This window comes from Acidithiobacillus sp. 'AMD consortium' (assembly GCF_008926505.1).
GTDB classification, from domain to species: domain Bacteria; phylum Pseudomonadota; class Gammaproteobacteria; order Acidithiobacillales; family Acidithiobacillaceae; genus Acidithiobacillus; species Acidithiobacillus ferridurans.
Map to the genome: position 1 here is coordinate 581,123 of NZ_CP044411.1, position 25,603 is coordinate 606,725.

Annotated in this window: 26 protein-coding genes and 1 pseudogene; 22 read left to right on the forward strand and 5 right to left on the reverse strand. The window is 57.7% G+C overall.

Translation table 11 applies throughout. The features are described 5' to 3' along the window. Positions 1–51 precede the first annotated feature (51 nt). The 4 genes from F6A13_RS03140 (at position 52) to F6A13_RS15950 (ending at position 4,177) form a co-directional block, all read left to right on the forward strand. Entirely contained in the window at positions 52–1,050 is a 999-nt protein-coding gene (locus F6A13_RS03140; protein WP_151528021.1) for a site-specific integrase, read from the forward strand. A gap of 301 nt (positions 1,051–1,351) precedes the next feature. Then, a complete protein-coding gene (locus F6A13_RS03145; protein WP_413227727.1) occupies positions 1,352–2,632 on the forward strand; it encodes an IS1380 family transposase in 1,281 nt (426 codons plus the stop codon). A 505-nt stretch (positions 2,633–3,137) separates the two neighbouring features. Next, positions 3,138–3,500, forward strand: coding sequence for a hypothetical protein (locus F6A13_RS03150; RefSeq protein WP_031575405.1), 363 nt, complete (start codon positions 3,138–3,140; stop codon positions 3,498–3,500). A 248-nt stretch (positions 3,501–3,748) separates the two neighbouring features. Next, the gene (locus tag F6A13_RS15950; protein ID WP_035192244.1) at positions 3,749–4,177 is read left to right on the forward strand and encodes a pyrimidine dimer DNA glycosylase/endonuclease V; all 429 of its coding nucleotides are present in this window, start codon (positions 3,749–3,751) and stop codon (positions 4,175–4,177) included. Positions 4,178–4,399: 222 nt separating this feature from the next. On the opposite strand, the gene F6A13_RS03160 is transcribed toward F6A13_RS15950, so the two are convergent. Together F6A13_RS03160 and F6A13_RS15545 are read right to left on the reverse strand one after the other, a co-directional pair. Beyond that, a complete protein-coding gene (locus F6A13_RS03160; RefSeq protein WP_264158132.1) occupies positions 4,400–5,116 on the reverse strand; it encodes a hypothetical protein in 717 nt (238 codons plus the stop codon). 182 nt (positions 5,117–5,298) lie between these two features. After that, the gene (locus tag F6A13_RS15545) at positions 5,299–5,931 is read right to left on the reverse strand and encodes a hypothetical protein (RefSeq protein ID WP_225981930.1); all 633 of its coding nucleotides are present in this window, start codon (positions 5,929–5,931) and stop codon (positions 5,299–5,301) included. Positions 5,932–6,384: 453 nt separating this feature from the next. Between F6A13_RS15545 and F6A13_RS03170 the strand changes: the two genes are divergently transcribed. The 3 genes from F6A13_RS03170 (at position 6,385) to F6A13_RS03180 (ending at position 9,746) form a co-directional block, all read left to right on the forward strand. Continuing rightward, positions 6,385–6,612, forward strand: a complete 228-nt coding sequence (locus F6A13_RS03170) for a hypothetical protein (protein ID WP_151528024.1) — start codon at positions 6,385–6,387, stop codon at positions 6,610–6,612. Positions 6,613–6,614: 2 nt separating this feature from the next. Further along, positions 6,615–6,974 (forward strand): type II toxin-antitoxin system HicB family antitoxin, encoded by a 360-nt coding sequence (locus F6A13_RS03175; protein ID WP_151528025.1) that lies wholly within the window; start codon positions 6,615–6,617, stop codon positions 6,972–6,974. A 138-nt stretch (positions 6,975–7,112) separates the two neighbouring features. Beyond that, positions 7,113–9,746 carry an EAL domain-containing protein gene (locus F6A13_RS03180; RefSeq protein WP_225981931.1) on the forward strand — a complete coding sequence of 878 codons (2,634 nt, stop codon included), beginning with the start codon at positions 7,113–7,115 and terminating at the stop codon, positions 9,744–9,746. Between the two features lie 332 nt (positions 9,747–10,078). Here F6A13_RS03180 and F6A13_RS03185 read toward each other — a convergent pair whose 3' ends face one another. Together F6A13_RS03185 and F6A13_RS03190 are read right to left on the reverse strand one after the other, a co-directional pair. Then, positions 10,079–10,510: a putative toxin-antitoxin system toxin component, PIN family gene (locus tag F6A13_RS03185; RefSeq protein ID WP_151528026.1), complete on the reverse strand. Its 432-nt coding sequence runs from the start codon at positions 10,508–10,510 to the stop codon at positions 10,079–10,081. A gap of 6 nt (positions 10,511–10,516) precedes the next feature. Then, positions 10,517–10,810, reverse strand: a complete 294-nt coding sequence (locus F6A13_RS03190; RefSeq protein WP_151528027.1) for a type II toxin-antitoxin system Phd/YefM family antitoxin — start codon at positions 10,808–10,810, stop codon at positions 10,517–10,519. Positions 10,811–11,013: 203 nt separating this feature from the next. Between F6A13_RS03190 and F6A13_RS03195 the strand changes: the two are divergent. Further along, a pseudogene (locus F6A13_RS03195) lies at positions 11,014–11,458 on the forward strand (YaiI/YqxD family protein). Positions 11,459–12,143: 685 nt separating this feature from the next. Here the strand turns inward: F6A13_RS03195 and F6A13_RS03200 are convergent. Then, on the reverse strand, positions 12,144–13,070 hold the full coding sequence (locus tag F6A13_RS03200; RefSeq protein ID WP_225982007.1) for a LysR family transcriptional regulator: 927 nt from the start codon (positions 13,068–13,070) through the stop codon (positions 12,144–12,146). 144 nt (positions 13,071–13,214) lie between these two features. Between F6A13_RS03200 and F6A13_RS03205 the strand changes: the two genes are divergently transcribed. From F6A13_RS03205 to F6A13_RS03275, 14 genes are all read left to right on the forward strand, one after another. Next, the gene (locus F6A13_RS03205) at positions 13,215–14,636 is read left to right on the forward strand and encodes a form I ribulose bisphosphate carboxylase large subunit (protein WP_151528417.1); all 1,422 of its coding nucleotides are present in this window, start codon (positions 13,215–13,217) and stop codon (positions 14,634–14,636) included. A gap of 91 nt (positions 14,637–14,727) precedes the next feature. Further along, positions 14,728–15,060 (forward strand): ribulose bisphosphate carboxylase small subunit, encoded by a 333-nt coding sequence (locus F6A13_RS03210; protein ID WP_151528028.1) that lies wholly within the window; start codon positions 14,728–14,730, stop codon positions 15,058–15,060. Positions 15,061–15,130: 70 nt separating this feature from the next. Continuing rightward, a complete protein-coding gene (locus F6A13_RS03215) occupies positions 15,131–17,434 on the forward strand; it encodes a CsoS2 family carboxysome shell protein (RefSeq protein WP_151528029.1) in 2,304 nt (767 codons plus the stop codon). Positions 17,435–17,489: 55 nt separating this feature from the next. Further along, entirely contained in the window at positions 17,490–19,091 is a 1,602-nt protein-coding gene (locus F6A13_RS03220) for a carboxysome shell carbonic anhydrase (protein ID WP_151528030.1), read from the forward strand. Next, positions 19,088–19,336, forward strand: coding sequence for a carboxysome peptide A (locus tag F6A13_RS03225; protein WP_014030443.1), 249 nt, complete (start codon positions 19,088–19,090; stop codon positions 19,334–19,336). The genes F6A13_RS03220 and F6A13_RS03225 overlap by 4 nt, the downstream gene beginning before the upstream one ends. A 10-nt stretch (positions 19,337–19,346) precedes the next feature. After that, positions 19,347–19,613: a carboxysome peptide B gene (locus tag F6A13_RS03230; protein WP_009567525.1), complete on the forward strand. Its 267-nt coding sequence runs from the start codon at positions 19,347–19,349 to the stop codon at positions 19,611–19,613. Positions 19,614–19,644: 31 nt separating this feature from the next. After that, positions 19,645–19,941 (forward strand): BMC domain-containing protein, encoded by a 297-nt coding sequence (locus F6A13_RS03235; protein WP_012536700.1) that lies wholly within the window; start codon positions 19,645–19,647, stop codon positions 19,939–19,941. Positions 19,942–19,985: 44 nt separating this feature from the next. Next, positions 19,986–20,282: a BMC domain-containing protein gene (locus F6A13_RS03240; RefSeq protein ID WP_012536699.1), complete on the forward strand. Its 297-nt coding sequence runs from the start codon at positions 19,986–19,988 to the stop codon at positions 20,280–20,282. 45 nt (positions 20,283–20,327) lie between these two features. After that, positions 20,328–20,666 (forward strand): BMC domain-containing protein, encoded by a 339-nt coding sequence (locus F6A13_RS03245; RefSeq protein WP_151528031.1) that lies wholly within the window; start codon positions 20,328–20,330, stop codon positions 20,664–20,666. Positions 20,667–20,679: 13 nt separating this feature from the next. Continuing rightward, positions 20,680–21,123 (forward strand): ferritin-like domain-containing protein, encoded by a 444-nt coding sequence (locus F6A13_RS03250; RefSeq protein ID WP_151528032.1) that lies wholly within the window; start codon positions 20,680–20,682, stop codon positions 21,121–21,123. After that, a complete protein-coding gene (locus F6A13_RS03255) occupies positions 21,120–21,398 on the forward strand; it encodes a hypothetical protein (protein ID WP_151528033.1) in 279 nt (92 codons plus the stop codon). Before F6A13_RS03250 ends, F6A13_RS03255 begins: the two co-directional genes overlap by 4 nt. Before the next feature lie 36 nt (positions 21,399–21,434). After that, on the forward strand, positions 21,435–22,070 hold the full coding sequence (gene parA, locus F6A13_RS03260; protein WP_151528034.1) for a ParA family partition ATPase: 636 nt from the start codon (positions 21,435–21,437) through the stop codon (positions 22,068–22,070). 275 nt (positions 22,071–22,345) lie between these two features. Continuing rightward, the gene (locus F6A13_RS03270; RefSeq protein WP_012536694.1) at positions 22,346–23,149 is read left to right on the forward strand and encodes a CbbQ/NirQ/NorQ/GpvN family protein; all 804 of its coding nucleotides are present in this window, start codon (positions 22,346–22,348) and stop codon (positions 23,147–23,149) included. A 15-nt stretch (positions 23,150–23,164) separates the two neighbouring features. Then, positions 23,165–25,516, forward strand: a complete 2,352-nt coding sequence (locus F6A13_RS03275) for a nitric oxide reductase activation protein NorD (protein WP_151528036.1) — start codon at positions 23,165–23,167, stop codon at positions 25,514–25,516. The last annotated feature ends 87 nt before the right edge of the window (positions 25,517–25,603 follow it).

The following is a 25,603-nucleotide window of genomic DNA, read 5'->3' on the forward strand; positions in this document are numbered from 1 at the left end:
ACAATTGCGGGACAGTGAAGCCTCCGAGGGACACCTTAAGGGGCACCCAAAATGGCTACCATCACCCCACGATACGATCGTGAAGACATTCTCATAGGATGGCAGGCCAAGATTCGCAAGAAAGGCTATCCAGCCCAGAATCAGACATTCAGGACCAAGGCTGAGGCTCTGGAATGGGCAACAGTCATTGAGGCCGAAATGGTCAGGGGTACCTGGCGAGATCGTGCAGAAGCTGAGTCCACCACTTTGAGCGATGCACTGTCCCGCTACGCCGAAGAAATTGTCCCGCAGAAGAAAGGCGCGGCACAAGAAATGGGTTTTTTGCGTCAGTGGCAAGTGCGACCCATCGGATCCATGTTTCTGGCGACAATCGCTGGCAAGCATGTCGCTGGCGTTATTCGGGACATGCAGGCGGAAGGTAAGTCGGCTAACACGATCCGGCTGCATCTTGCCCTGCTCTCGCACTTATTCAATGTGGCCCGCACAGAATGGGGCATGGAATCCATCAGCAACCCCGTAGAGGTCGTTCGCAAGCCTAGGCTGCCGCAAGGACGCGACCGTCGCTTGATGGACGGCGAGGAAGAACAATTGCTGGCCGCCTGCCGCATCACCAACCCAGAACTTTCCGTGATTGTCACGTTCGCCATCGAGACGGCCATGCGCCAGGGCGAGATTATGGGCATGACGTGGGATATGGTGGACCTGGCAAAGCGCACAGTCACACTGCCCGATACTAAGAACGGCACCAAGCGTGTCGTGCCGCTGTCCAGCAAGGCAATGGAGGCCTTGGGCACACTGCCGCGCAGACTGGATGGCAAGGTGTGGTCCTACACGCCGGACGGTATGCGTGCCAGCTACAAAAAGGCCATGAGGCGGGCAAGTATTGAGGGAATGACCTTCCATGACCTGCGCCACGAGGCTACCAGTCGTCTCTTTGAGAAAGGCTTTAACCCGATGGAAGTATCCTGTATTACGGGGCACAAGAATCTGCAAATGCTTAAACGGTACACCCACCTCAAAGCCGAGGATTTGGCAAAGCGTATGGGATAAACGCAGGAAGAGAGCCTACGAAACCTACAAAACCCTCCCAAGCCACCCATAAAAATATTTGATGTCGCTTAAGTTGTGAACCCCATCGTCAACGGTTACAGTGTAACCGTTCTGTCGCCATCATCACCATCATTATCACGGGTTACAGTGTAACCAGCAAGGACTGTTGTTAACCCCTATTCCCGCGATTGGATAGGGTCGAAAATAGTTGAAGGCCCCTATCTGTAAGGGTTTCCGGTATAATGGTCTCGACGAAAAGATTCACCTATCGGGAGATTTACAGGAGGGGCCGATGCAGAAAATGGCACGAACCGTGCTGCCTTTCAAGCTTGCCGCGACGGAAGAATCCATGACGGCACAATCGGGGCTGGTGTTATTGGGCGAGTTTGCCCAAGGTGCGGGTCTGCATCGCTGGCTGGAGCGGGAGATGCCCAAGCCCGGCAGTGGCCATGCCTATACCGCCACAGAACATGTGCTGCCGCTGATTCTGATGCTGACCGGCGGCGGCCGATCTCTGGAAGATCTGCGCATGGTGCACGGGGATAGCGCATTGCGGCGCCTGCTGCATCTGGATCGCTTGCCCAGCAGCGATGCAGCGGGAGATTGGTTGCGCCGGGCGGGGGAGAGTAAAGGCTTGGCGGGCTTGGACCGGGTGAATCAACGGGTGGTGGAGCGCAGGCTCCGGAAGTTCGGACGCACGGCCCACACGCTGGATATTGATGCCACCCAGATCATTGCGGAAAAACGCTCGACCGAATGGACCTACAAGGGTGAACGCGGTTACATGCCCATGGTGGGTCATTTGGCCGAAGCCGGGGTCGTGATTCATGATGATTTCCGTGCAGGGAACGTCGCCCCCGCCAGCGCCAACCTCGACTTCGTGAAAGCCTGCGAGGCGCGGTTACCGAAAGGCCATCGCCTCGCGGCGATCCGCGCGGATTCTGCCAGCTATCAGGCCGATCTCTTCAATTACTGCGAAGAGACCGGCAGGACTTTCGCCATCGGCGGCAGGCTGGATGCCCCGACCCTGGTGGCTATCGCCGCGATTCCCGAATCCGCCTGGACCCGCTATGCGGACTGTGCCGTGGCGGAGACCGTGCATAGCATGGAGGCCACGCACAAGGCCTTTCGACTCATCGTGGTGCGCCCCCGCCATCAGGCGGATCTGCTGGAAGAGGAACGGCCCCGCTACCATGTCATCGCCAGCAATCAGACCGGAAGTACCACCGACGTGCTGATCTGGTACCGCCAGCGGAGCGAGTATTCCGAGAACGGCATCAAGGAGCTCAAAATCGGCTTTGGCATGGAGCGCATGCCTTGCGGTCAGGAGAGTGCCAATGCCGCCTTCTTCCGGATCGGTGTCATTGCCCATAACCTCTTCGTACTCTTCAAACACTCGGCCCTCGGCGAAGGCTGGCAGCGGCATCGCATCGCCACCGTGCGTTGGCGGTTGTTCCAGGTGCCGGGCCGGCTCATCCGCCATGCCGGTGCCTGGGTCCTGAAGGTGGCCGCCACCTTTGCAGAAGACTTTGCGGACATTCGTGCTCGCGGTTACGCCACGCTCCACGAACTGGCCCCCTGAACGCTCCTTTGTACCGCCCACCGTCCCATTGAACGCCCCCGGCGCGGTAGATCTGCGCCTGCACTCCGCATTTGTGCCTGTATGACCCTGGCAATCGAGCAAAAAACCGACCAACGACTGAAGATTCGTCAGAAAATAACGCATCTTAGAGCTAAATCACCCCTCGCATACCCGTCATGCGACACATCGAGACCAGCCTCCAACATCAATCGCGGGATTTGGGGTTAACGGACAAAAAAGTATCATCCTGAGTAGCCCCACCGCCTTTGCCGACCCTGTGATGGTGGACAATAAAGTTTCATCCTGGCGCCTACGGGCATCCCTTGTGCTTGCGCTACACCCAATGACACATAAGCAGCGAAGCGGACCTTCACAGGCGGCATGGGAAGGGCTACTCTCGACTAGAGGAGGGCCCTATCATCCCCTGCTATTTGGCCTATAATGGCCATTATCTTGATGGATCAAGAGCCTGACTGGTTATCTAAAATAGATAGGAACTATTCCCATGATGCCCAGACCGCAACAAAACCGCAGACATACATCCACCATGGAAGATTTACTCACCCTCTCCAGTCGGATTCCCTGGTGGATCGATCTCATTCTGATCGTAGTGTCCTACGTGGCCCTCCATCTCTGGCATACCGAACTGGCCTATCAGGTCCATCTCTACGCACAGCCCACACCACCCCCGAAACTGGCAAATCCCATGGATGGCGTCAACGTGGCCGTCCATACCGCCCTCTCCAGGGCACCCGTATATATGGGGGCCATCTTCACCGAAATATTCCAGTACCTCTTCCCTGCTATCTTTTTTCTCGGCGGCACAGTTTCACTGATCCGGTCACTTGGGACAAAAAATGCCAGATAATCCAGGTCCGCCGGACATCTATGAAAAAACACCGGACTTTTTTCAGCCAATACAGCTCGACCTTCATGCGACCGATTCCGCTATGGGTCGTGAAGAGACTGATCAATCGGCAGTATGCGGCCATGACCCGTCATCCAAGCCTACCTACAGCGATGTCAGCGTTGACAAGCTAAGCGGCCAGATTTAGCCTCGTTCATTAATGTCCGAACCGGTCGATCTCTAATATTTACTGTTGGGCTCCATAAGACATGCGGTTATGGTCTTTGCATCCGAAGTACCTCGACCCTCAAGGTTTGGTAGCGCTCTGGAGAGAGGCTCTCCTCGCCCAGGCCGTCTTACGCAATGAGACAAGTGGCTACCGGAATCATCCACAGTTGGAACGCTTCAAGATCCATCCATGTCCTCGGTGCGCTATTTCACTGTATCTGAAGGGCGTGCACACTGAGGCTGAGACAAGGGGGTACTCTTTTGATCAATCAAAGATCATGCCGGCCCTGTATTCGGTAAGATTGAGAGTCACTGCCGGTCAAATGGCCTACGAATGGGCTCATCTGATGAGCAAGCTGAAAACGCGGAACTGCAAACTCTACGAGAAATGGCAAGGAACAGAGGCACCAGTACCACATCCGCTGTTTGAAGTGTGTCCTGGGGAAGTCGAAGCCTGGGAACGCCAATGACAATATTGCAGCGTTTGCAGTCATTCAGAAATTGGTAGTTAGTGCGCAGCGCGCTTGGGTGACGTTTAAAGATTGACAGCTTTATCGATACACTCAGGACAGGATTAGGCCATAAAGTTTTCTGAAAATGAAGTATTAATAAGTGTTCATTTTGTGGGCTATAAAATTTATTCTCAGAGATTCATAACTAGCAATTACATTTTGGTTTTTAACAGCAGCTTACTAGCGCGCCTCTATCTTTTGGGCTCGGTTGGGGTCATCTACTCTGGAAATCATCAGGAAGATGAGCAGCATCAAAATGACTAGCGTCAGCGATATACTCACCGGACCCGTGCCAAGACCAAGGCCACCGAACCGTATCGGCTTGTCTGTCCAATCCGCGAAAGAAGCCCCCAGCGGCCTGGTCAAGATATAGGCTATCCAGAAGGCGGCAATTTCGTTAAGGTCGAACATGAAGTATGCGACGACGGGAATGCCAAACAAGAGGACAAATAGCAAGCCCGATCCAAGGTAGCCTAAATCCAGGCTCGATGCTGTCATGTCACCTGCGGCAGTGCCCAGGGCAAAGGTGGCTACGATGGTCACCCAATAGAATGCCTCTCGCCGAGGTGTATGCACACTGTGAATGGAAAGGGTTTTTTCTTTGCGTTTCCAGGTGACCAGAATCCCGATCAAGGCAACCAGAAAAACGGATGTCGAGATGTCATAGGGAACGCCCAGCACGACATGGGTGACGTCCGCTATTTGAGTGCCGAAGATACTCACCATGATTACGGCAAACCAGTAATAGTGTGCGATATATTGATTACTCCGCATCTGTAGCCAGATAGCGGCCAGGAACAATAACCCACAACCTACCACGGCCAGATAGGGGTTCGTGTGGAAAACGAGAAAATCCGATGTGGCTTCTCCCATGGCGGTGGTCAGGAGTTTCGCCATCCAGAAATATGCGGTGATTTTCGGTACCTTGAGCAGTGGGTCATTTCCATTGGAAGGGCTAAGTGCGGCTGTAGTCATTGATGTTCCTTTTTTTTAAGGGCGGCGAGCACGGTCATGTATTGCCACGCCCGCCCAGTATCGGTGTTGGAGCAGATCTCGATGCGGTTACGTTTATCCTCGGATCAAAGCGGGATCTTTGGCAAAGGGGCCTGGTGTTGATCCCAGCGTACCTGCAGGGTCTGATGCCCCGGTAGGTCGGTCATGGGTACGGATGGCGCCGCGCCAGGGCCTGCAGCCAGGCTCATGGTGTGCCGAGGGATGGCCCCCGAAAATGGCATCTCCGGAAGCAACGAAAGCAGCGTGACGGGCATCGACACGCTGAATGACGGCATGGCAGAGGGACCAAAAGAGACACGCATCAGGCGCTGCATCCGGGCTATCTGGCGGTCCATGGATACCTGCATCGCCTGCATCTGCCATAGGCTGCGCCAGACCATGGCCTGCGCCTGCGCCGAGGACAGGTTTTCGCGGAAGATTTGCGAATGACCACCGGACCCGCTCGAACCCCAGGTGACCGTCTGCACCTGCATTATCCCGCCCGGGAAGTGGATGACACGATTCTGTGCGGCTACGGGTATGCAGTGGCCGTTGATCCAGAGATGCGCGGTGGACGCGTGCGACTGTTGTGATGCCGAGGTACCCTCATAGGGAAAGGCATGGGCCAGAGGTGCTGCAGCAACGGCACCCAAGACGGTGATACTCGCGAAGGTGAGCACCTGACGTTTCCATAGAGGGTGAGAGGGTTTGTTTCTCATGGTAATCCTCCTGAAATTCACCAAAATGTAGATTCGCTGAAACAATGGCCGCCGGGGGAATCCCACAACCAGATTCATGGACCTATATTTTGCCCGATGAGTTCCCTTATCCTGAGCGGACCACGCGACCAACCTCGCGGTCACCAGTCATCCGTATTCCTGTGCCCAGATTCCCAAAGTTCGGGGACCCGAACGCAATGGCTTCCGAGAGCTTGGGGCGCCCTGTAATGGACGGTGTGCAGCGTAAGCAGTCGTCCAGCGGACTGACCATCATGTTCTCGAAACTCGTCACCATGACTGTAAACCGTAGCAGTCTTTTGAGAATGGTTTTCGATAATTGCAACCCTTTGATTTACCGTACAACAATCACCGCCATCTGAAGACTCTCGAAAACGGTCGGTTGTGAGATGGCTCTATGATGCTAAATGATGTTACAACTAGTATCATTCGTGGATGAATAAAGCGATCAAGCTGCGTGAGGCCATGAAAAACCACCCCATGGGGTGGCAGATGGATGATCTTCAGGTGGTTGCCCGTCAGCACGGAATCACCTGGCGACACGATGGCGGCAGTCATTGCGTATTTATCCGGCACGATGGGCGGACGCCGCCAGTGCCCGCCCATCGACCGATAAAGCCGGTCTACATCAAAAAGTTTTTGCGCCTGGTGACAGGAGAATGACCATGTATGCCCTGGAAGATTACCCGTTCGAGATGCGTCCGCTGAAGCCCTCAGAAGGTGGTGGATTTCTGATTTCCTACCCGGACTTCACGGAATGCATTGCGGATGGAGAAACGGTGGAAGAAGCCTTACAGAATGGCCGGAAAGCCTTGCAGGCAGTGATGGGGACTTTGCAGGAGCAGGGGATGCCGGTACCGGCACCGAATAGTGGAGGCGTGGCTTCCGGCAAATTCATTGCCAGAGTACCCAAATCCATCCATGCCCAACTCGCTGCGCGGGCCAGAATGGAGGGGGTATCGCTCAACGCGATGGTTTTGACGCTCATCGCCAAGGGATTGGGTCAGGGAACGCGGGTGGAATGAGGTTTACCGGACGTTAAACATTCGTTTTTTGGAAACTTAATAAGGTGCATTTTTTCTAACACACCTCGTTGTTGTTTGCGTTTACCAGTATTATGATATTGGCATACAAAAGTATTTTTGATATTTCAGGGCCACATATTGTCCTTCTCTATACGCCACTTCCTCGGCCTAACCGAGGCTGATTTCGCTCTCCTAGAGAGCCACGAGGCGCTCCTTGCTCAAGACAGCGAGTCCTTGGCGCGGCGGTTCTACGATTATTTACTGAGTTATCCGGCTACGGCAGCCGTGTTCCGCGATTTTACGCAGGAACGTCTGGAGCATTTGGTACAGACCCAAGCGGAACACTCCCGCGGTCTCTTGACGAATCGCCTGGACCGCCCGTGGATACAGAACATGATGGAGATCGGCCGTCGCCATTACCAGATGGGCATAGAGCCGGCTTGGGTGGCGGGGGCCTATCCCCTGTATTTGGACCACTGGGAGCGGGCGCTGGAGGGGGTGGACCTCCCTCTGGCAGAACGCCGATCCTTGCGCCGCATCCTGCAGCGCATGCTCATCGGCGATCTTATGATCCAGCTGGAGGGCTTCGGCCAGTCGGCGCGGGAGACGGACATCGAGCGGATAGCTATCTTCGATGTGCTGCTACAGACCTTGATGGACGCCAAAACAGCGGAAGACAGCAATGGCACTTATCTGCTCGGAGGCGTTTGTGCCGGTCTGGTCCGCAAAAGCACCGTGGTAGCATGGGCCGGTTACTTCATTCGGGAGGGCATGGAGGAAACGCTCACTCCTCAGTGTCTGGAGGGCGCCAGATGCGACGGCATGCGCATCCCTAAAAGCTCGGAGGACCCGATGTGGCGGGCGCTGGAAACCCGTGCACCCGTCGTCTGGACGCGTGGCGATGAACCGGCACCAGATTGGCTGCAACTGCTCGACAAGGACGTGGCCGAGATCGCCTGTTTCCCCTTCGGTAGCGAAGATCTGCAGGCGATTGGGGCGATCGCTGCTTGGCAGAAAGGATATTTCCAGCGGGTTGGATCGGCCTACTTTGTCGCCTTTTCCCATATCGGTGATCTCGTCCTGCGCCTGCGCACCCAGGCCCTGCGCGACCCCCTGACGGGGTTGCCCAATCGCCAGTTGTTTTCAGATCGGCTCACCCATAGCTGGGAGCAGAGCCGTCGCCGCGAACGGCTGTTGGGGGTGAGTCTTTTCGATCTCGACGGTTTCAAGCAGATCAACGACCACCTCGGGCATCACGCCGGGGACGTCCTGTTGCGCCAGGTGGTGGAACGGGTGATCCCGCTCCTGCGCCTAGGGGACACCCTGGCGCGCTTGGGCGGCGACGAATTTGGTTTGTTGTTGCCTGATCTTTCCCGGCTGGACGACGTCGACGGCATCTGCAATCGAATCCTGGAAGAACTGCGTCATCCCTTTCTCATCGAAGGTGAAATCGCGACAATTTCCGCCAGCTTGGGCATTACCATCTACCCTTTGGACGACGGCGATCCGGAAACCCTCCTGCGTCACGCTGACACCGCCCTGTACAGCGCCAAGAACGAAGGCAAGGATCAGTGCCAGGTGCATACCTGGGCTATGGATGTCGAAACCAGGCATCGTTCTGTGCTACGTGAACAGGTGGCACAGGCTCTTGCGGAGAGCCGGATCGTGTTGCATTACCAGCCCATTGTTCACCTCGACAGTGAGCTATGTCGGCCATCACCGCCGCAGGTCGTGGGTGTAGAGGCGCTGTTGCGCCTGGATTTGGGTAATGGAGAATTACTCTTTCCTGGTAGTCTTGGCGACAGTTTGGACCATCCCCGCCTAGCCCGGGATATCGGGCGCTTCGTCCTCGAAAGCGCCACCGCTCAAGGGGAGATATGGCACAAGCAGGGACTGCCGTTGCGTGTAGCGGTCAACATCAGTCCCCGCCACATGCTCGACCCGCGTTTTCTGGCTGATCTGGAAGAAGCCCTGTCGCGGCACCCCGGACTTCCACCGGACCACCTGGAGGTGGAGGTAACTGAAACCGCGCCTTTGCAGGATTTCAAGAGAGCGAAAGAGGCTCTGATCCACTGCAACCGACTCGGTGTGCGGGTCGGTCTGGACGATTTTGGCACCGGCAACGCCTCCTTGAGCTATCTACAAAAACTTCCCGCGCAAACCATCAAGGTGGATCGGAGCTTTGTTAGTGACATCATCAACGATCCGCATGATCTCGCCATTATCGCCGGTGTCATCACTACCGCGCGCCTGCTCGGCATGGAGGTCATCGCCGAGGGCGTGGAAACCTGCCGTCATGCGGAGCTTCTCACCGAAATGGCCTGTGAACTCGCCCAGGGCTACTGGATCGCCAAGCCCATGCCCGCCGCACAAATCCCCGAATGGGTGTCCCGCTATCAACCGCAATATCTGCCCACGACCGTGACCCCACTAGGAACCGACGACGATCTGCTCAAGTGTCATGCACACCGTGTGCGACAATTCGTGGCGGCTTTGGATGGGTTGGAGGATTTTCCGGATCGTGTTCTGGAGACCGGCGCGGAAGCGCAGTGTCATCTCGGCGTTTGGCTGGCCACAGAGGGCTTGCGTTACCAAAACCATCCAGACTGGCCGGTCATTCATCGGCGACACCACGAATTGCACCGGCTGGCCCGGGAAGCCAAGCCACTCTGGGATAATGGAAAAAGAAAGGAGGCCCAAGATACGGGCAGACGCCTGAATCGGGAAAACGCCGCGCTATTAGCAGAGGTCGAGGCTATGCGAGAGGAGTGAGGGTTTGGGTATAATCATTAGACCTTATGCATCATTGTGTCTCATATTCGTGTTGCCAACACGATCCTATCCTATTGTTTCTGATTTGTTTCCGTTTGCGACCAAACATCAGACAAAACAGTGAATTTCTCCATTTTTAGGTCGGACACGAGTTCGGCCATTCTAGCCGAGTCCTACGTCCGCTACCAGTCTTGACCCACCCTGCAGGCTGCCCCTGAGCACCACCCATCATCCTCGTCGAAGGGTAATCCAACTCAACGTCCGCTATCAGTCTACCGCCGACCATCATGGCTCAACGGCGGCAGGGCAGCGCTAACCGCCCATTCACGGAGTTACACTCCCCCATGCGTCCGCCAGAATTCCATTGGGGTGATTATAGGATATCGATCAGCCAACGCCATAAGGTCTTTGTCTCCCGTGATGAGGTAGTCAGCACCAGACGTCTTGAGAGCGGCCAGCAGAGTGTGCAGCACCGGTTGATCCTTGTCGTCGCGCAAGTGCGGGTCCGACCCAGGCCATGGGGCGATCAGTTCTGCTTGGATGGCCAGAATATCTACCAGATCGCTCATCTCGGCCACCGTCAGCCCATGGCGGTGCGCCAGACGGGGCAGTACCCGGCGCAGTTCATCGAGGATATAGTCTGATAGCAGTACATCGATGGAAGCATGTCGCCACGCGGTCAGGATCTTGCCCGGCACGCTGGCCGGGTATGCTATGCCGGAAAGCAGCACGTTGGTGTCCAGCACCACCCGCAATGCCGCCATGAACGGTTAGTGATCCTCAGCGGAAATGGGCGATTCCCGCCGTTCTTGAGCGAGGGCTGCCTCGATCTCCGCTATCCCTGTAGATTCAGGTACTTGCGAAAATCCCGCTTCGATCCTTTGGCACAGCGCATCAAAGCGACCCTGCATCCGGCGAATGCGCTCGAAAAGACGAGCATCGATGAGCACGGCAACGGGTTTCCCATCTTTGTTAATCATCACGCTGTCGTGGCGATACTGCACCTGGTTGAGCATTTCTCCCAGGTTCTGGCGAAAATTGACCGCGTTGGTTTCCGTAATCATGGCATCACCCTCATTAACCATAATGATCATTATGGTCTCGTGCCATGCCAAGATCAATCTGGCATCGGATCTGTGCCACCACATTACTGAATTAGTCGGCGTTTGGGAGACTCGGGTGCATGCCCTCCGTGGGGGCACACATTGTCGGGAAATCACATCTGTGACATGGTGTTCCCACTCAAAAAATTCCTAAGAGCCGTCACATGCATATCTGGGTTGATGCCGACGCTTGCCCCAACGTCATTAAAGACATTTTGTATCGCGCCAGCGATCGTCTGAAACTGCCCTTGACCCTGGTAGCCAATCAAGCTCTGCGCGTACACCGCTCTGCCTATATCCGCACTGTGGTCGTGCCGAGGGGCTTTGATGTGGCCGATGAGGAAATCGTCCGGCACATCGTAGCGGGTGATCTGGTAATCACCGCCGATATTCCGCTGGCCGCCGCCGTGCTAGAAAAAAACAGCCATGCCCTCAGCCCGCGCGGGGAGCGCTATTCCCCCGACACCATCCACGAGCGCCTGCGGATTCGTGACATGATGGAGCAACTCCCGGGACTCCGGCGTGCGCACTGGTGGCCCCGCTGCCCTGAGCCAAGCGGACCGCCAGGCATTTGCGAATGCACTGGACCAGCTACTGGCCCGCGCCTGATTCTTTGGGCGGCACGGTATAGTCATCAAAGGCCAAGAAGAGGATCGCCTCGCTCATTCGGTAGCCATTCAGGAGATGGGAGAAACGGTTATAACCTGAACATCTCCCGATAGGTGAGCACAGCAGAACAAGGGCCGGAGCATGACTGCCAGGCCACTCAGGCTACGATCGCGCCGTTACTCAAAGAGTCGGAGGTGGATAAGAAGCGGCATAATCGGTTTTTGGAAGAGTTGGGGCTGGCGGGGTCGCCTTGATGGTCGGTGAATACGGTGGGGGCAGGGATGTCAGAAAACGCTGTGATGCCGTCGTTCGCGTCGAGAGGGCGAATGGCGGCAGGGGGTCGGATGATGTCATTGGCTTTCCGCTGTTGAATGTCTGCAATCAGTCTGCTGCCGACCATCCATGGCTCAACGGCGACAGGGCAGCGTAACCGGTCATCCAAGATGGGTGGAGTCTTCTTGCGATGGTAGATAGGCAGCTGGAGTAGCGATTTAAGGTCGTCGATTTGTGGTAGGAAGTTCACTTTTGTTCGGTTTTCACATATTCCTGATATAAATCCCCCTACAGTTTTGGAATGCTTGATCCATTTAGACGAACGCACCAGACGGCATCTTCTTGCGCCATCTGTTACATCGGAAGCGCTGAAGTGTCAAATTTTACGATCACTTAGTGCTTATCCAGGCATTTATTCGCCCAAAATAGGTTCATTTTCACCATGTGCCGATGCCGCAAACAGGTACTTCATAAAGGCACTGACGATTGGGGAAAGCAGTTTTCCCACCGGATAAACCGCATACCACTTGCGCTCTAGAGGAAAACCACGCACGTCGAGAATCACCAGTTCGCCGCTGGCAAGTTCCGCGTGTATCGTACTTGCCGACAGCACGGCAATGCCTAAACCGCCAGCCACAGTCTGCTTGACAGCCTCATTACTTCCAAATTCCATACGTGCTCTGAGAACAACGCCGTGTTGCTCGAAAAACTTTTCTGCGGCCAGACGTGTTCCCGAACCGGGCTCGCGCGAAATAAATGGTGCGTCCCGCAGACGTGATGGCTCGAGGTCTTTTTCCGACGCCAGGGGATGATCCGATCGGGACACCACCACCAAGGGATTATCGGCGAAAGTTTCCGCGACGACGTTTATGTGTTCCGGCGGCTGACCCAGGATGTAGAGGTCGTCCTGGTTACGCGCGAGCCGCTCCAGCAGTGCCTCCCGATTACCAATAAACAAAGCAGTAGCGACACCAGGATGATCCGTACAGAACCCTCCCATCATACGTGGGATAAAATATTTCGCCGTAGAGAGCGTGGCGACCTTCAAGCTGCCCTTCTCCAGTCCCTGGAGGGCGGCTATCTCTTGAGTGAAATATTCCAGTCGATCCAGCACGTCGTGGCAAGCCGACGTCAGCGCTTCCCCCGCTGCGGTCAGGTAGATTTTCTTGCCAATTTGATCAAAAAGCGGCTGGCCGACTGCCTCGGCGAGTTGCCTGACCTGAATAGACAGAGCGGGTGGCGTCAAATGCAGCTCTTCAGCGGCACGGGCGAAGCTCATGTGCCGAGCTACGGCAGCGAAGATCTTAAGTTGGTGCAAGGTTGCATGACGGATAGACATGCCAATAGTAAACCATAGTAAATTATAATAGTAAATATATTTTACTTTTATAAATTGGCAGATCGTCCACAATGCCACTCAAGCATTGGAACCTAGCAGGTGGCTCCAATCACCGTCGTCTACCATGACACAAGGAGAGCAAGCATGGCCGTAAAAAAGTATGAGGCCGGAGTAAAGGAATACCGGCAGACCTATTGGGCCCCCGAGTACGTGCCTTTGGACTCTGATATCTTAGCCTGTTTCAAAATTACGCCGCAACCAGGGGTGGATCGTGAAGAAGCCGCCGCCGCAGTAGCCGCCGAGTCTTCTACCGGCACCTGGACCACGGTGTGGACCGATTTGCTGACTGACATGGATTACTACAAGGGCCGTGCTTATCGCATCGAAGACGTGCCGGGCGATGACACCAGCTTTTACGCATTTATCGCCTATCCCATAGATTTGTTTGAAGAAGGGTCCGTGGTTAACGTATTCACCTCTTTGGTGGGTAATGTGTTCGGCTTCAAGGCCGTGCGTGCGCTGCGCCTGGAGGATGTACGATTCCCGCTCGCCTACGTCAAGACTTGCAATGGACCGCCGCACGGTATCCAGGTCGAGCGCGACAAAATGAACAAATATGGCCGACCGATGCTTGGCTGTACCATCAAGCCCAAACTCGGTCTATCTGCCAAGAATTATGGTCGTGCAGTCTACGAGTGTCTGCGCGGTGGCCTGGATTTCACCAAGGACGATGAGAACGTCAACTCGCAGCCCTTCATGCGCTGGCGCGATCGGTTTCTGTTCGTGGCCGATGCGATCCACACAGCCGAAGCTGAAACTGGCGAGCGCAAAGGACATTATTTAAATGTTACAGCGCCGTCGCCCGAAGAAATGTATGAGCGGGCAGAGTTCGCCAAGGAGCTCAATATGCCCATCATCATGCACGACTTCCTTACGGGTGGTTTCTGTGCCAATACCGGTCTGGCGCGTTGGTGCCGGAAGAACGGTACCCTGCTGCACATCCACCGTGCCATGCATGCAGTGGTGGACCGTAATCCGCACCACGGCATTCACTTCCGCGTACTAGTCAAGGCGCTCCGTCTGTCGGGTGGTGATCACCTGCACACCGGCACGGTGGTTGGCAAACTGGAAGGTGACCGCGCCTCCACTCAAGGATGGGTCGACCTGCTGCGCGAATCGTTCGTCCCTGAGGATCGCAGTCGCGGCATCTTCTTCGACCAGGACTGGGGATCCATGCCAGGCGTGTTCGCCGTAGCCTCTGGCGGTATCCACGTCTGGCACATGCCGTCGCTGTTAGCAATCTTTGGCGACGATGCGGTATTCCAGTTTGGTGGCGGTACGCTGGGGCACCCATGGGGCAACGCTGCCGGAGCAGCTGCCAATCGCGTCGCGCTGGAGGCGTGTGTGGAAGCGCGCAATGAAGGTCGCGATCTCGAGCGCGAGGGCAAGGACATCCTCACCAACGCCGCGAAAGACAGTCCAGAGTTGAAAATTGCTCTGGAAACCTGGAAAGAGATCAAGTTTGAATTCGATACCGTGGACAAATTGGACGTGGTGAACCGCTGATCTTGAGACGGTAATTACAAAGACATACATGCAAACCCGTGCGGCGCGTGGCCCAAGGACTCGCTCCGCGCCAAAGACAAGGATATAGAAAATGGCTGACATTCAAGATTACAACTCGACACCCAAGTACGAAACCTTCTCTTATTTGCCGGCAATGGGACCGGAAAAAATGCGTCGTCAGATCGCCTATCTCGTGAACCAGGGCTGGAACCCCGGCATTGAACATGTAGAGCCTGAACGCGCATCAACATACTACTGGTACATGTGGAAGCTGCCCATGTTCGGCGAGCAGTCAGTGGACACCGTTATTGCCGAACTGGAGGCATGCCATCGCGCCCACCCCGACCATCACGTGCGTCTGATCGGGTATGACAACTACTCGCAGAGCCAGGGCAGCTCCTTTGTGGTGTTCCGCGGGCGATAAGCAAGATGGGTGCGGGGCTATCCAGCGGATGGCCCACGCAGGGGTTTGATGGATACGGAAGGATCAAGGCATGAGCGACTCTATGGCAAACAATATGGTGTCCCCGCGCTCGACACGTGCCGCTGCGCTGGAGCGGCGGCGGGCGCTATCACACAATGGTGCCGCCGCGCTGGGGGCAAAACCATCCGCACCGGCGGCGCGGACAGCGGGCAATGTGGCCGCCATGGAGGCGACAGGGGCTACCGGCAAGTCGCTTTCCCGTGCGCGCCGTGAGGCATTGTCGCAGGGTGGCGCCATAGGGCTTGTGCAGGCCAACTCTACGGCGCATACGGGGATTCGTCTAATTGCCTCGGATATACCGACTGTCACCGCCGCGCCTGTAGAAGCGGCGGCTGCCGCGCAAGGCTTACCCCCCCCGAATGGCTGTGGCTGCAAAGGTAAGGACGCAACTGAAATCGCCGAGCGGGAACAGTTGCTCGAAGCGGTATGCGCGCTGATAGACGAAGACCCGGCATCAGTGGCCGGGCCGAGCGCCTCCGCGGTGCGCAAACTCTGCCAGGAGCGTCGCCGCGCGCTTTCCACCCAGGGAAAGGTAGCGCCGTCTTGTAGCCGTGTTTCACGTACATCGCACAACAGCGGTCAGCCCGACGCCTTGGCAGGATTGAGCGGGCGCGACGCGGCCCAGGCTCGCCGTGAAGCCATGTGTCAGCAAGGACGCGGCGACCAGTCCGCGTATCGACCCAGCGGCCGGACCCGTCAGAAGCCTGCAGCACCTTCCAAAGTGGAGCAAGGAACTACCCTGAGTGGTACTACCGTGACCGGCACCCAGGTGGAGCGTAGCGCCAAGGTCACGGGTGCCGAGCCGGGCAGTTGCCGGGCCATCACCGGCACTGAATATATCGGCACCGAGCAATATAGCGCATTGTGCATCGCCATCCCGGAACCGGCCCCAGCTAAGGTTGGCGCAGGCCGGACCACCCGAGGCCAGCGTGTGAGTGGCGTCGAGCTTGGGCACAGCGTGAAGGTCACCGGAGATGAATACGGCACTTGTAAGGCCGTGACCGGCACCGAATATCTCAGCGCCGACAAATTTGAATCCTTTTGCGCATCCCGGCCAGCGCTGACGCCGGCCAAGGTCAGCGTAGTCGCCACCGAGGCTGGTCAGCGCGTGAGTGGAACCGAAGTCGGGCGCAGCGCCAGAGTGACCGGGGATGAGCCCGGATCCTGCCGCAAGCTTACCGGCAGCCAATATTACCAGCCGGAGTCGTTTGGCAGCCTGTGTCGCGACGGCGGCAGCGCTCCACACAAGGTGAGCGTGATGAGTACGCTACGCGAGCATGCTTTGACGGGTACGGAGACCGCCCCTGGAAACCGCGTGACGGGTACGGAACGTGGAGTGTGCGCCAGTGTGACGGGCACAGAATCTGCCGGACTGGCGCAGTATCAGGCCTGTAACCGCAAGCCCGTTTCTGTACCGGAAAAAGTCGGCGTGATGCGCACTTGGCACGAGCAGCCGGTATCCGGCACGTCGGTGGAACGCAGCCTCAAGGTCACCGGGGATGAATATGGCGGTTGCCAGCCTGTCACGGGCACGGAATATGCGGGTCCCGATCAGTACGCAGCATTTTGCGCCCCGGACCACCAGGCCACAGCACGGGCTCTGATGGCGAGCCAAAGTGGCGTCGCCGATGCGATGATGACCGGTATCCGGCTGGGACCGGACAGCAAGGTGACCGGCTCCGCTCGTGGTGAAGGGCAGGTTTTGAGTGGCACCCCTTATGCGAGCACTGATCAGCGGGCACTGCAGAAGAGTGGAGATGGGACGCGGATGCATCCACTCACCCGTGGCCCGGTCGATGCACCGCATACGGCAGTCGCTGCCCCGGAGGTGGCAGCAGTCTGCGGAAATTTTAGCGTCACGACTCCCGCGCGCAGCGCGCAGGAGAGACCGCTCAGCCGAGTTACCGGTACCGCCTATAGCGCGGTGGGACGCATTACCGGTCCGGTGAATCTTGCGGCTGGTCTGGTTTCCGGCACACCTGAGTTCCGTTATCGCGATGAGGCCTACGACGGTGCCGTGCCAGCGACCGCCGCAACAGAAGTGCCGCGCAGTCGCCTCACCGGAGACGGGCGCGAGGGCGGTTTTGCCATCACGGGGGCGGCATGGAGGCGCAATGAAAGCATTACCGGCACCGAAGGCACCTCCACGCGCCGCAACCCGACCTTGCGTGGAGATCAACGCGGTACGGTGCTTGGGGCTTCCCAGATGAAAGACCGCGAGCGGCCGGCGTTGCCCATCAGCCGAGTGACCGGCAGCAGCGGCAACGATGCCAAAGGCTCTTCTATCACCTATTCCGGCGGTGCACGAGGTTGATGTGATACCGACGGCGACTGTACGCCCACCCACGCAGCACGGACCAGAGATTGCGATGAATACGAGAAACCGTCCCGGGCGGCATGTGAGCCCTCAGCCAGGAGCAAACCGACCACCTTACGGTCTGGGTACGCCGGCCAGCACGCTGCAAGCGCGGCCGCAGCAACCGGTATTTGCAGCGCGCGACCTTGTGCTCAGCCCGAAGAGTGCACCCAACCCGGCCTGCGCGACAGACCCGGCACGGCCTTGTCGGCACCCGCTCGCCAATGAGTTGGAGAACCACCGCCTGCTGGCCCACGAACAGGCGGTGAAGGGGCACTTCGCAGCCATCATTCCGGCGCTGAAGCACCTTGCCGCCCAGCAGCATGAGGCCGATTTTCTCGAACGCGCACAGCGCGTTGCCCACACGGATCTTGGCTTCATGTTGCCCGCTGGCATTCTGGAGGATGCCTGGATAGCTAACCTGGATATGCGCGCGCTGTATGGAGCGTGCGTCATGCACACCATTCGCCTGATGGCGGAGCAAACGCAGGCCGTGCCGCAGAATTCAGACGAGGTGACTTCGTTCTTGCTCGACTGTGGCTACCACGCGGTGGATATCACGCCGTGCTCGGACGGGCGTTTGAAGGGCCTGGTGCGATACATACTGCGCCTGCCCGATGACGCGGTGCGCAGCCGCAAGGCTTACGCCGGTGCCATGTTCGACGTGGAAGCCAACGTCAAACGCTGGATCGAGACCGAACTGATGCGCTATCGCGAAGGCTGGCCGGTGACTGCGGATGCGGGTACGCGCTACCTAAAATTAGTGGTGTACCACTGGAGCAGTTCCGACCCCACCCACGAGGGTTGTGCTGCCCATCACAGCAACGAGAGGGATGCAGCAGAAGCGGGCCTGGGGCGGTTGCGTGAATTTCGTCAGGCCATCGAAAACAGTTTTTGTTGCGGTGCCTCGGTGGACACCTTGCTGATTGGGGTCGATACGGATACCGATGGCATCAAAGTGCATGTGCCCGACGCGGATGGCGAAATGAGTTTATATCGCTGGGTCAGCAATCTGACGTTATATAAAGAAACGGTTAACGATGATGCCAGCAGTGCACGACTCAAGGTGTATCAGGCGATTCAAGCCGCCAGCGCTACGGACGGATGGGGCAAGGGCAACGGCGAGCCACACGAGGGTATGCGCCGACTCATTGCCACGCTACTGATCAACAACCTGTCGCAGATTGAGTATGTATGCGGCAACTGGGGTGGGCGCTACCCGGACATCGGCCATAACGAGCGATTCATCAGCGTGGGGGATGGGTTCGAGGAATTCCAGGTACGCAACCTGGCGTATTTCGTTTACTTGCACACGGTGGAAGAAGGAGGGCCGGATCTGGATGTGGGCCTTCAGATTTTCAGCAAGCTTAATGTCCTGCACGGATTACCCGTGCCAGTGGCGATTCATTTCCGCTATGACCGTCGCGTGCCCGGCAGTCGCGAACGCACTGTAGAACGCTGTCAGCGGGTCAAAGCCGCGATCGAGGCGCGCTATGCGGAATTGCATCGGCAGGGTTTGCTGGTATGCGGCATGACCGTGCAGGACAAGCCCTCGGGCAGCCCGATCGAACCGGTCGAGGCGAATGGCGCCTCAGCATTGCGGAGCGCACGATGAAGATTTGTCAGGTGGAAAAAACCCTGGTTTCGACCAACCGGATCAAGGAAATGGGGCACCGCCCACTGCTGGTGGTCAAGGAAAAAGGCGGTGCAAGAAGCATCGCCGTGGATGCGGTGGGGTGTGTCACTGGCGACTGGGTGATTTGCGTGGGCTCGTCTGCAGCGCGCGAAGCGGCGGGCAGTAAAGACTTTCCGAGCGATCTTACCATCGTCGGCATCATCGACCACTGGTCGGAAGATTAGGATATCCGATATGGACATTATGCGCGTCGTCTCTGATCTCGTGGCCACCCGGCGAATACCCGGGCTGCAGAATGCATCGCTCCGGGTACTCACCGATGCGAAAGGCAGGATCAGCGTGGCCGCCGACCCGGTAGGTGTGCCGCCAGGCAAATGGGTGATTGCCGTGAGCGGTTCGGCAGCCCGTTACGCTGCGGGAGATTACCGGATACTGACTGACCTGACCATCGCCGGGATCATTGATCATTGGGACCCCAGCGGTAGCCAGACAGGAAACTAACCATTTTTTTAACCGAAAAGGAGTAGTGGACATGGCAAACGTAAGCGGAGTGGCACTGGGTATGATCGAGACGCGCGGCCTGGTGCCGGCGGTTGAAGCGGCAGACGCTATGACCAAGGCGGCGGAAGTGCGCCTGGTGGGTCGCCAGTTCGTGGGCGGTGGTTATGTCACCGTGCTGGTGCGCGGTGAGACCGGTGCGGTGAATGCGGCGGTGCGGGCCGGGGCGGATGCGTGTGAGCGTGTCGGCGACGGACTGGTGGCCGCCCATATCATCGCCCGCGTACACAGTGAAGTGGAGAATATTCTGCCCAGCAGCCCGGTGGAATGAGCAGTATTACTTGAGTCAACTGAACCAGAGAAGGAGTAATGAAAATGGCAAACGTCAGTGGAGTGGCACTGGGTATGATCGAGACGCGCGGCCTGGTGCCGGCGATTGAGGCGGCAGACGCGATGACCAAGGCGGCGGAAGTGCGCCTGGTGGGTCGCCAGTTCGTGGGCGGTGGTTATGTCACCGTGCTGGTGCGCGGTGAGACCGGTGCGGTGAATGCGGCGGTGCGGGCCGGGGCGGATGCGTGTGAGCGTGTCGGCGACGGTCTGGTAGCCGCCCACATCATCGCTCGCGTACACAGTGAAGTGGAGAATATTCTGCCCAGCAGCCCGGTGGAATGAACCGTATTATTCGAATCAACCGAACCGGAACATGGAGTGATGGAAATGGCAAACGTCAGCGGAGTGGCACTGGGTATGATCGAGACACGCGGCCTAGTGCCGGCGATTGAGGCGGCAGACGCGATGACCAAGGCGGCGGAAGTGCGCCTGGTGGGTCGCCAGTTCGTGGGCGGTGGTTATGTCACCGTGCTGGTGCGCGGTGAGACCGGTGCGGTGAATGCGGCGGTGCGGGCCGGGGCGGATGCGTGTGAGCGTGTCGGCGACGGACTGGTAGCCGCCCACATCATCGCCCGCGTGCACTCAGAGGTAGAAAACATACTACCGAAGACGCCCGATGCCGGTGACAGCGGCCTGGATGGCGTGGTCAGCCAGTCACTCAGCTAGCGCCGGCGCGGCCATGGCGAACGATCCGCGAATGACGGGCTACCTGACGCGCGCGCTCAGTGCCGAGATGGCCGCCGTGCAACAGTATCTCACCCAGGCCAGCCTGACCGCCATGTGGCAGTTGAAGGAATACAGTAGCCGTTTCCGCCGTGATGCGGAAGAAGAGCTCGGACATGCACAGCAATTGATTGAGCGCATGTTGATATTGGGTATTGCTTCCAATGGTACGCAACTGCCGCCCATTCGTCCGGGTCGATCCCTGGAGGAAATGCTACTGATCGATCGCGGACTGGAGATCGACGTGATCCGCCTGTATGAAGAAGCGGCCCACTACTGCGCCCGCATGCGCGCAGAAGAGTTACAAGCCTTGTTCGCCGGTCTGCTGCAAGAGGAATTGGGTCACTTGCGCGACCTGGATCACCTGTTGATCGAGATGCATCAAGGAGCAACATCATGAACGCTGTAAAGGATCTGAATGCGGCCTCATCAGTTCCACAGGAACGTCTGCCCACGCTGAACTGGCGATTTGAGTTTGGAAGTTACGTTCAGACACGCCATTTTCTGGATCAAATGGCTGATCTGTCCAAACGCGAGGGCTACTATCCGAATGTGAGCTTCGGCAAAACCTACGTCAACATCAGTATTGATGCCGAAGGTCGGGCTGAGCTGGCCGAGCGCAACTCCAGCTTCACTGGTGAGATGGAAGCGCTGGCCGCTACGGAAAGAACCTAAACCGGCGGACCGATAGAATCGGCACCAGGGGCAAGCATGGCGGACAGCATCATCGCGGTAATCAACCAAAAGGGCGGTACCGGCAAGACTACCCTGGCGCTGAATCTCGCGGCGGGCTTGGCTCGGCGGGGTTCTACTCACCTGGTAGATGCCGATCCTCAGGGTTCGATCAGTCAGTGGGTCGCCATGGCAGATGGTAACGCCGGACTGCCGCCGGTGGCGCAGGCTGGTCGTGATCCCTTCGCTACCATTGCGCAACTGGCATGCACCTACCGCTACGTGGTGGTGGACTGCCCGCCTGCCATTCAGGGTGACGTGGTCGCAGCGGTGATGCGCTCGGTTCAGGTGATATTAATTCCGGTGTTGCCCTCCCCGATTGATCTGTGGGCCAGCGTGGGGATGGCGGCGGCAGTAGGCGAGGCCCGGCGGTTGAATCCAGACTTGCGCGCAGGACTGGTGCTGAATCAACTGGAATCGCGTAATGCCCTGTCCCGCGCCATGCGCGAGGCCCTGGCGGAGTTCGACGTACCGATATTGCAGGCCGGCATGCAGCGGCGTGCGGCTTACCGCAGCGCTGCGGTCGAAGGGATAAGCGTCTACGGACTGGGCAAACGCGCCCAAACAGCCGTAGCGGATATGGAAGCGATCATTGAGGAGGTCTTATGCCTGTGAAGAAATTGGGATCCAAACTGGCGCAAGGGGTACGCCAGGTTCAAGCGCAGCAAGTCGAGGAGTCGGCACCGATAGTAGACGCGTGTGCTGCTGCGGCACCAGACGCCCAACCGAATGGTCTGAGCACGGTCCGTCCGGGCGAGAAGCCTCCGCCATTATCGAACTCCACTGAGGAAAAACGGCCCTCTGCACCTCGCTCAGAACATCAGCAGAGGCTGCACCCGCGTCGGGTTTGGCCAGATTAAACGCCTCATTTTTGGCTTCAGGAGTGAAAAATGTCACCAGAAATTGATCAATATCTCGTTCGTAATATGCCTTATTACCGCACCGTAGCCGACGAAGTCGACCTGTACGAAGCCGCCTATTCGGTACGCATGCCAATGATGCTGAAAGGACCCACAGGCTGCGGGAAAACGCGCTTTATTGAATACATGGCGTGGAAACTGGGTAAGCCACTGATCACTGTGGCGTGTAACGAAGATATGACGGCATCCGACCTGGTCGGCCGTTTCTTGCTCGACGCTTCCGGCACCCGCTGGCAGGACGGCCCGCTGGCCATTGCCGCGCGTTTTGGAGCCATCTGCTATCTCGACGAAGTGGTGGAAGCCCGCCAGGACACCACGGTGGTGATCCACCCGCTCACCGACGCGCGGCGTGTGCTGCCGCTGGAGAAGAAGGGCGAACTGGTGCAGGCCCATCCCGATTTCCAGATAGTAATTTCCTACAACCCGGGCTATCAGAGTCTGATGAAAGACCTGAAACAGTCTACCAAACAGCGTTTCGGTGCACTGGATTTCAACTATCCTGCACACGACATAGAAACCGAGATCGTCGCCCACGAAACCGGCGTCAGCGTTGAAATCGCCGGCAAGCTGGTGTCCATCGCCGAACGCGCGCGCAACCTCAAGGGACATGGTCTCGACGAGGGTATCTCCACACGCATGCTGATCTACGCTGGCAGTCTCATTACCAAAGGTGTGGAGCCCCTGGCGGCGTGCCACATGACGTTGGTGCGCCCGATCACCGATGATCCCGACATGCGCGATGCGCTTGACGCGGCGGTGAGTACGTTTTTCTGATATCCGGAGCCGAAAATGGCGGTCGAACTCGAAAAGTACCAGGACATATTGGCCGAACTCGGGGAGCACGCCGTCGAAGTGCTGCGTGCCTCCTGGGATGAGGCAGCGCGAGTATTCACCCCGCGTGGACTGGAAAATTACTATTTGAATGGCGCGACCAGCCTGAAATCCCTGGGACGCGGCACTGATCTAGTGGTGTCGTTCATTCAGAGCGCACCGGCGGTGGCGCACGAACTGGGCGAAGATGCCGTCCGCGAAATGCTGGCCGCCGCCATCAAGATGTACTCCAAGACCAGCGCTACCGTCATTGCCGCGATGTTTTCCAGCAGTCCCGTGGCGGCTGCGCGGCTGGGTGATCCGGAGCTGTTCCGTGGCTATTTGCACTTGCTCGACACCCTGCTCGCGCAAGCTCCGCGCGGCGTGCGTCCGATGCTGGATCACCTCAGCACACTCCTGGGCCAGCTTACCCTGGGCGGGCTGCGGCGCTGGGCGCTGTGGGGCGCGCAGGCGCACAAGACCGACTTCGACGGCCAGGCAAAATATTTCGCGCTGGAAAGCCCGGAATCCATCGGCGTACTGCAAAAAGAGCGCAAGGGCACACTGTTCATCGATGTGCAGCGCCGCATCAGCATGTATTTGCGCGCGCTATGGGGCCGCGATTTCTTCATGCGTCCCACCAGCGGCGACTTCGAGCAGCGCGAAGGCTACCGCCCCTCGATCGAGGGGTACATCATACATCTCCCCGATGCGTATGATGATCTGGTGTGGCAGGCACCGTCAGGTGAGGAAACGCACATTCACGGCATTGAGCTATACCGCGCCAGTGCCGCCCACGCGGCCTGCCATCAGGTATACACCACAGACCAATTCGACAGCACTGGGCTAAGTACATTGCAGAGTGCGCTTATTGGCCTGATCGAAGATGCGCGCGTGGAAACCATTGCCCTCAAGCAATTTCCTGGCCTCAGGCACATTTGGTTGCCGCTGCACACGGCAACGCCCGCGTCTGGCAATGAAGCCGCGTCCTTGATGGCGCGTCTGGCGCATGCACTACTAGACCCGGATTACCGCGATGACCATCCTTGGGTGGCGATGGGTCGCCAGATATTCAGCGAGCAACAGGAACGGCTGGTCTCCACCGAATGGTCGCGGGAGGTCGGGCTGCGCCTTGCCGCGGAAATGCTGCAGCTCGGTGTGGCCTATTCAGCCACTACTGATGTGCCAGATATCCCCTACCGCGATGACAACCGTTATATGTGGGAGTTCGAGGATATCCGCGCAGACGGGCAGGTAATCGCCGGCGTCACCACACAGCAAATCCGCAAGTACGTCAGCGTGATGGAAATGGTCAACGCCCTCGACGTGCCCGGCGCAGGCGACGACGCGAACGAAATATGGGTGCTATCCAGCGAATTTTTCCGCGACGAGGAACCCACCAGTCTGAACCAGCAAGAGGGGCGCGAGCCACCGCCGGATCCCTACCATTACCCGGAGTGGGACTACCAGATGCAGATGGAGCGCCCAGAGTGGTGCACCGTACTGGAAAAGCGTGCCAAGAGTGGCACGTTGGAGACCATCCATGAAATTGTGGCCAAGCACAAACCTATCATCGGCCGACTCAAGTTTCTGATCGAAGCATTGCAGCCGCAAGGTGTGCAGCGCCTGCGCAAGCAGGAGGATGGCGACGAAATCGACCTGAACGCCGCTGTGCGCGCCATGATCGAGATGCGTATGGGCGAGCAGCCCGATCCGCGCATCATGATGCGCAATGTGCGCAAGGTGCGTGATCTCTCGGTGCTGCTGCTGATCGACTTATCCGAATCTACCAATGACCCGGTGCTGGGTTCGGACAGCACCGTGTTACAACTGGCACGTGAGGCCACGGTGCTGCTCGCCGATGCCCTCGACAAGATCGGCGATCCCTTCGCCATTCATGGATTCGATTCAAACGGCCGCCACGATGTGGAATATTTTCGCTACAAGGATTTCGGTGCGTCTTACAACGATCAGGCCAAATCCCGCCTGGCAGGTATGAGCGGACAGTTATCCACGCGCATGGGCGCGGCGATCCGTCATGCCGGCTCGATTTTGAAACGTCAGCCCAGCAACAAAAAACTGTTGCTGGTGATCACCGACGGTGAGCCGGCGGATAACGATGTGCGCGATCCCCAATACCTGCGATATGACGCCAGGAAAGCGGTGGAAGAGCTGACTCAAGCCGGCATCGCTCCCTACTGCCTGAGCCTCGATCCCAGAGCCGACCAGTATGTATCCCGCATTTTTGGCGCGAAGAACTATGTGGTTCTGGATCACGTGCAGAGGCTGCCCGAAAAGTTGCCGATCCTCTACATGGGCCTCACCCGATGAAAAACCTGCCGCGCGATGAAGGGTGAGCGATTTGTGCAGTGTCAGGCATTACAGGGGGTAGATCCTGTGATGCGACGGTCAGAACGG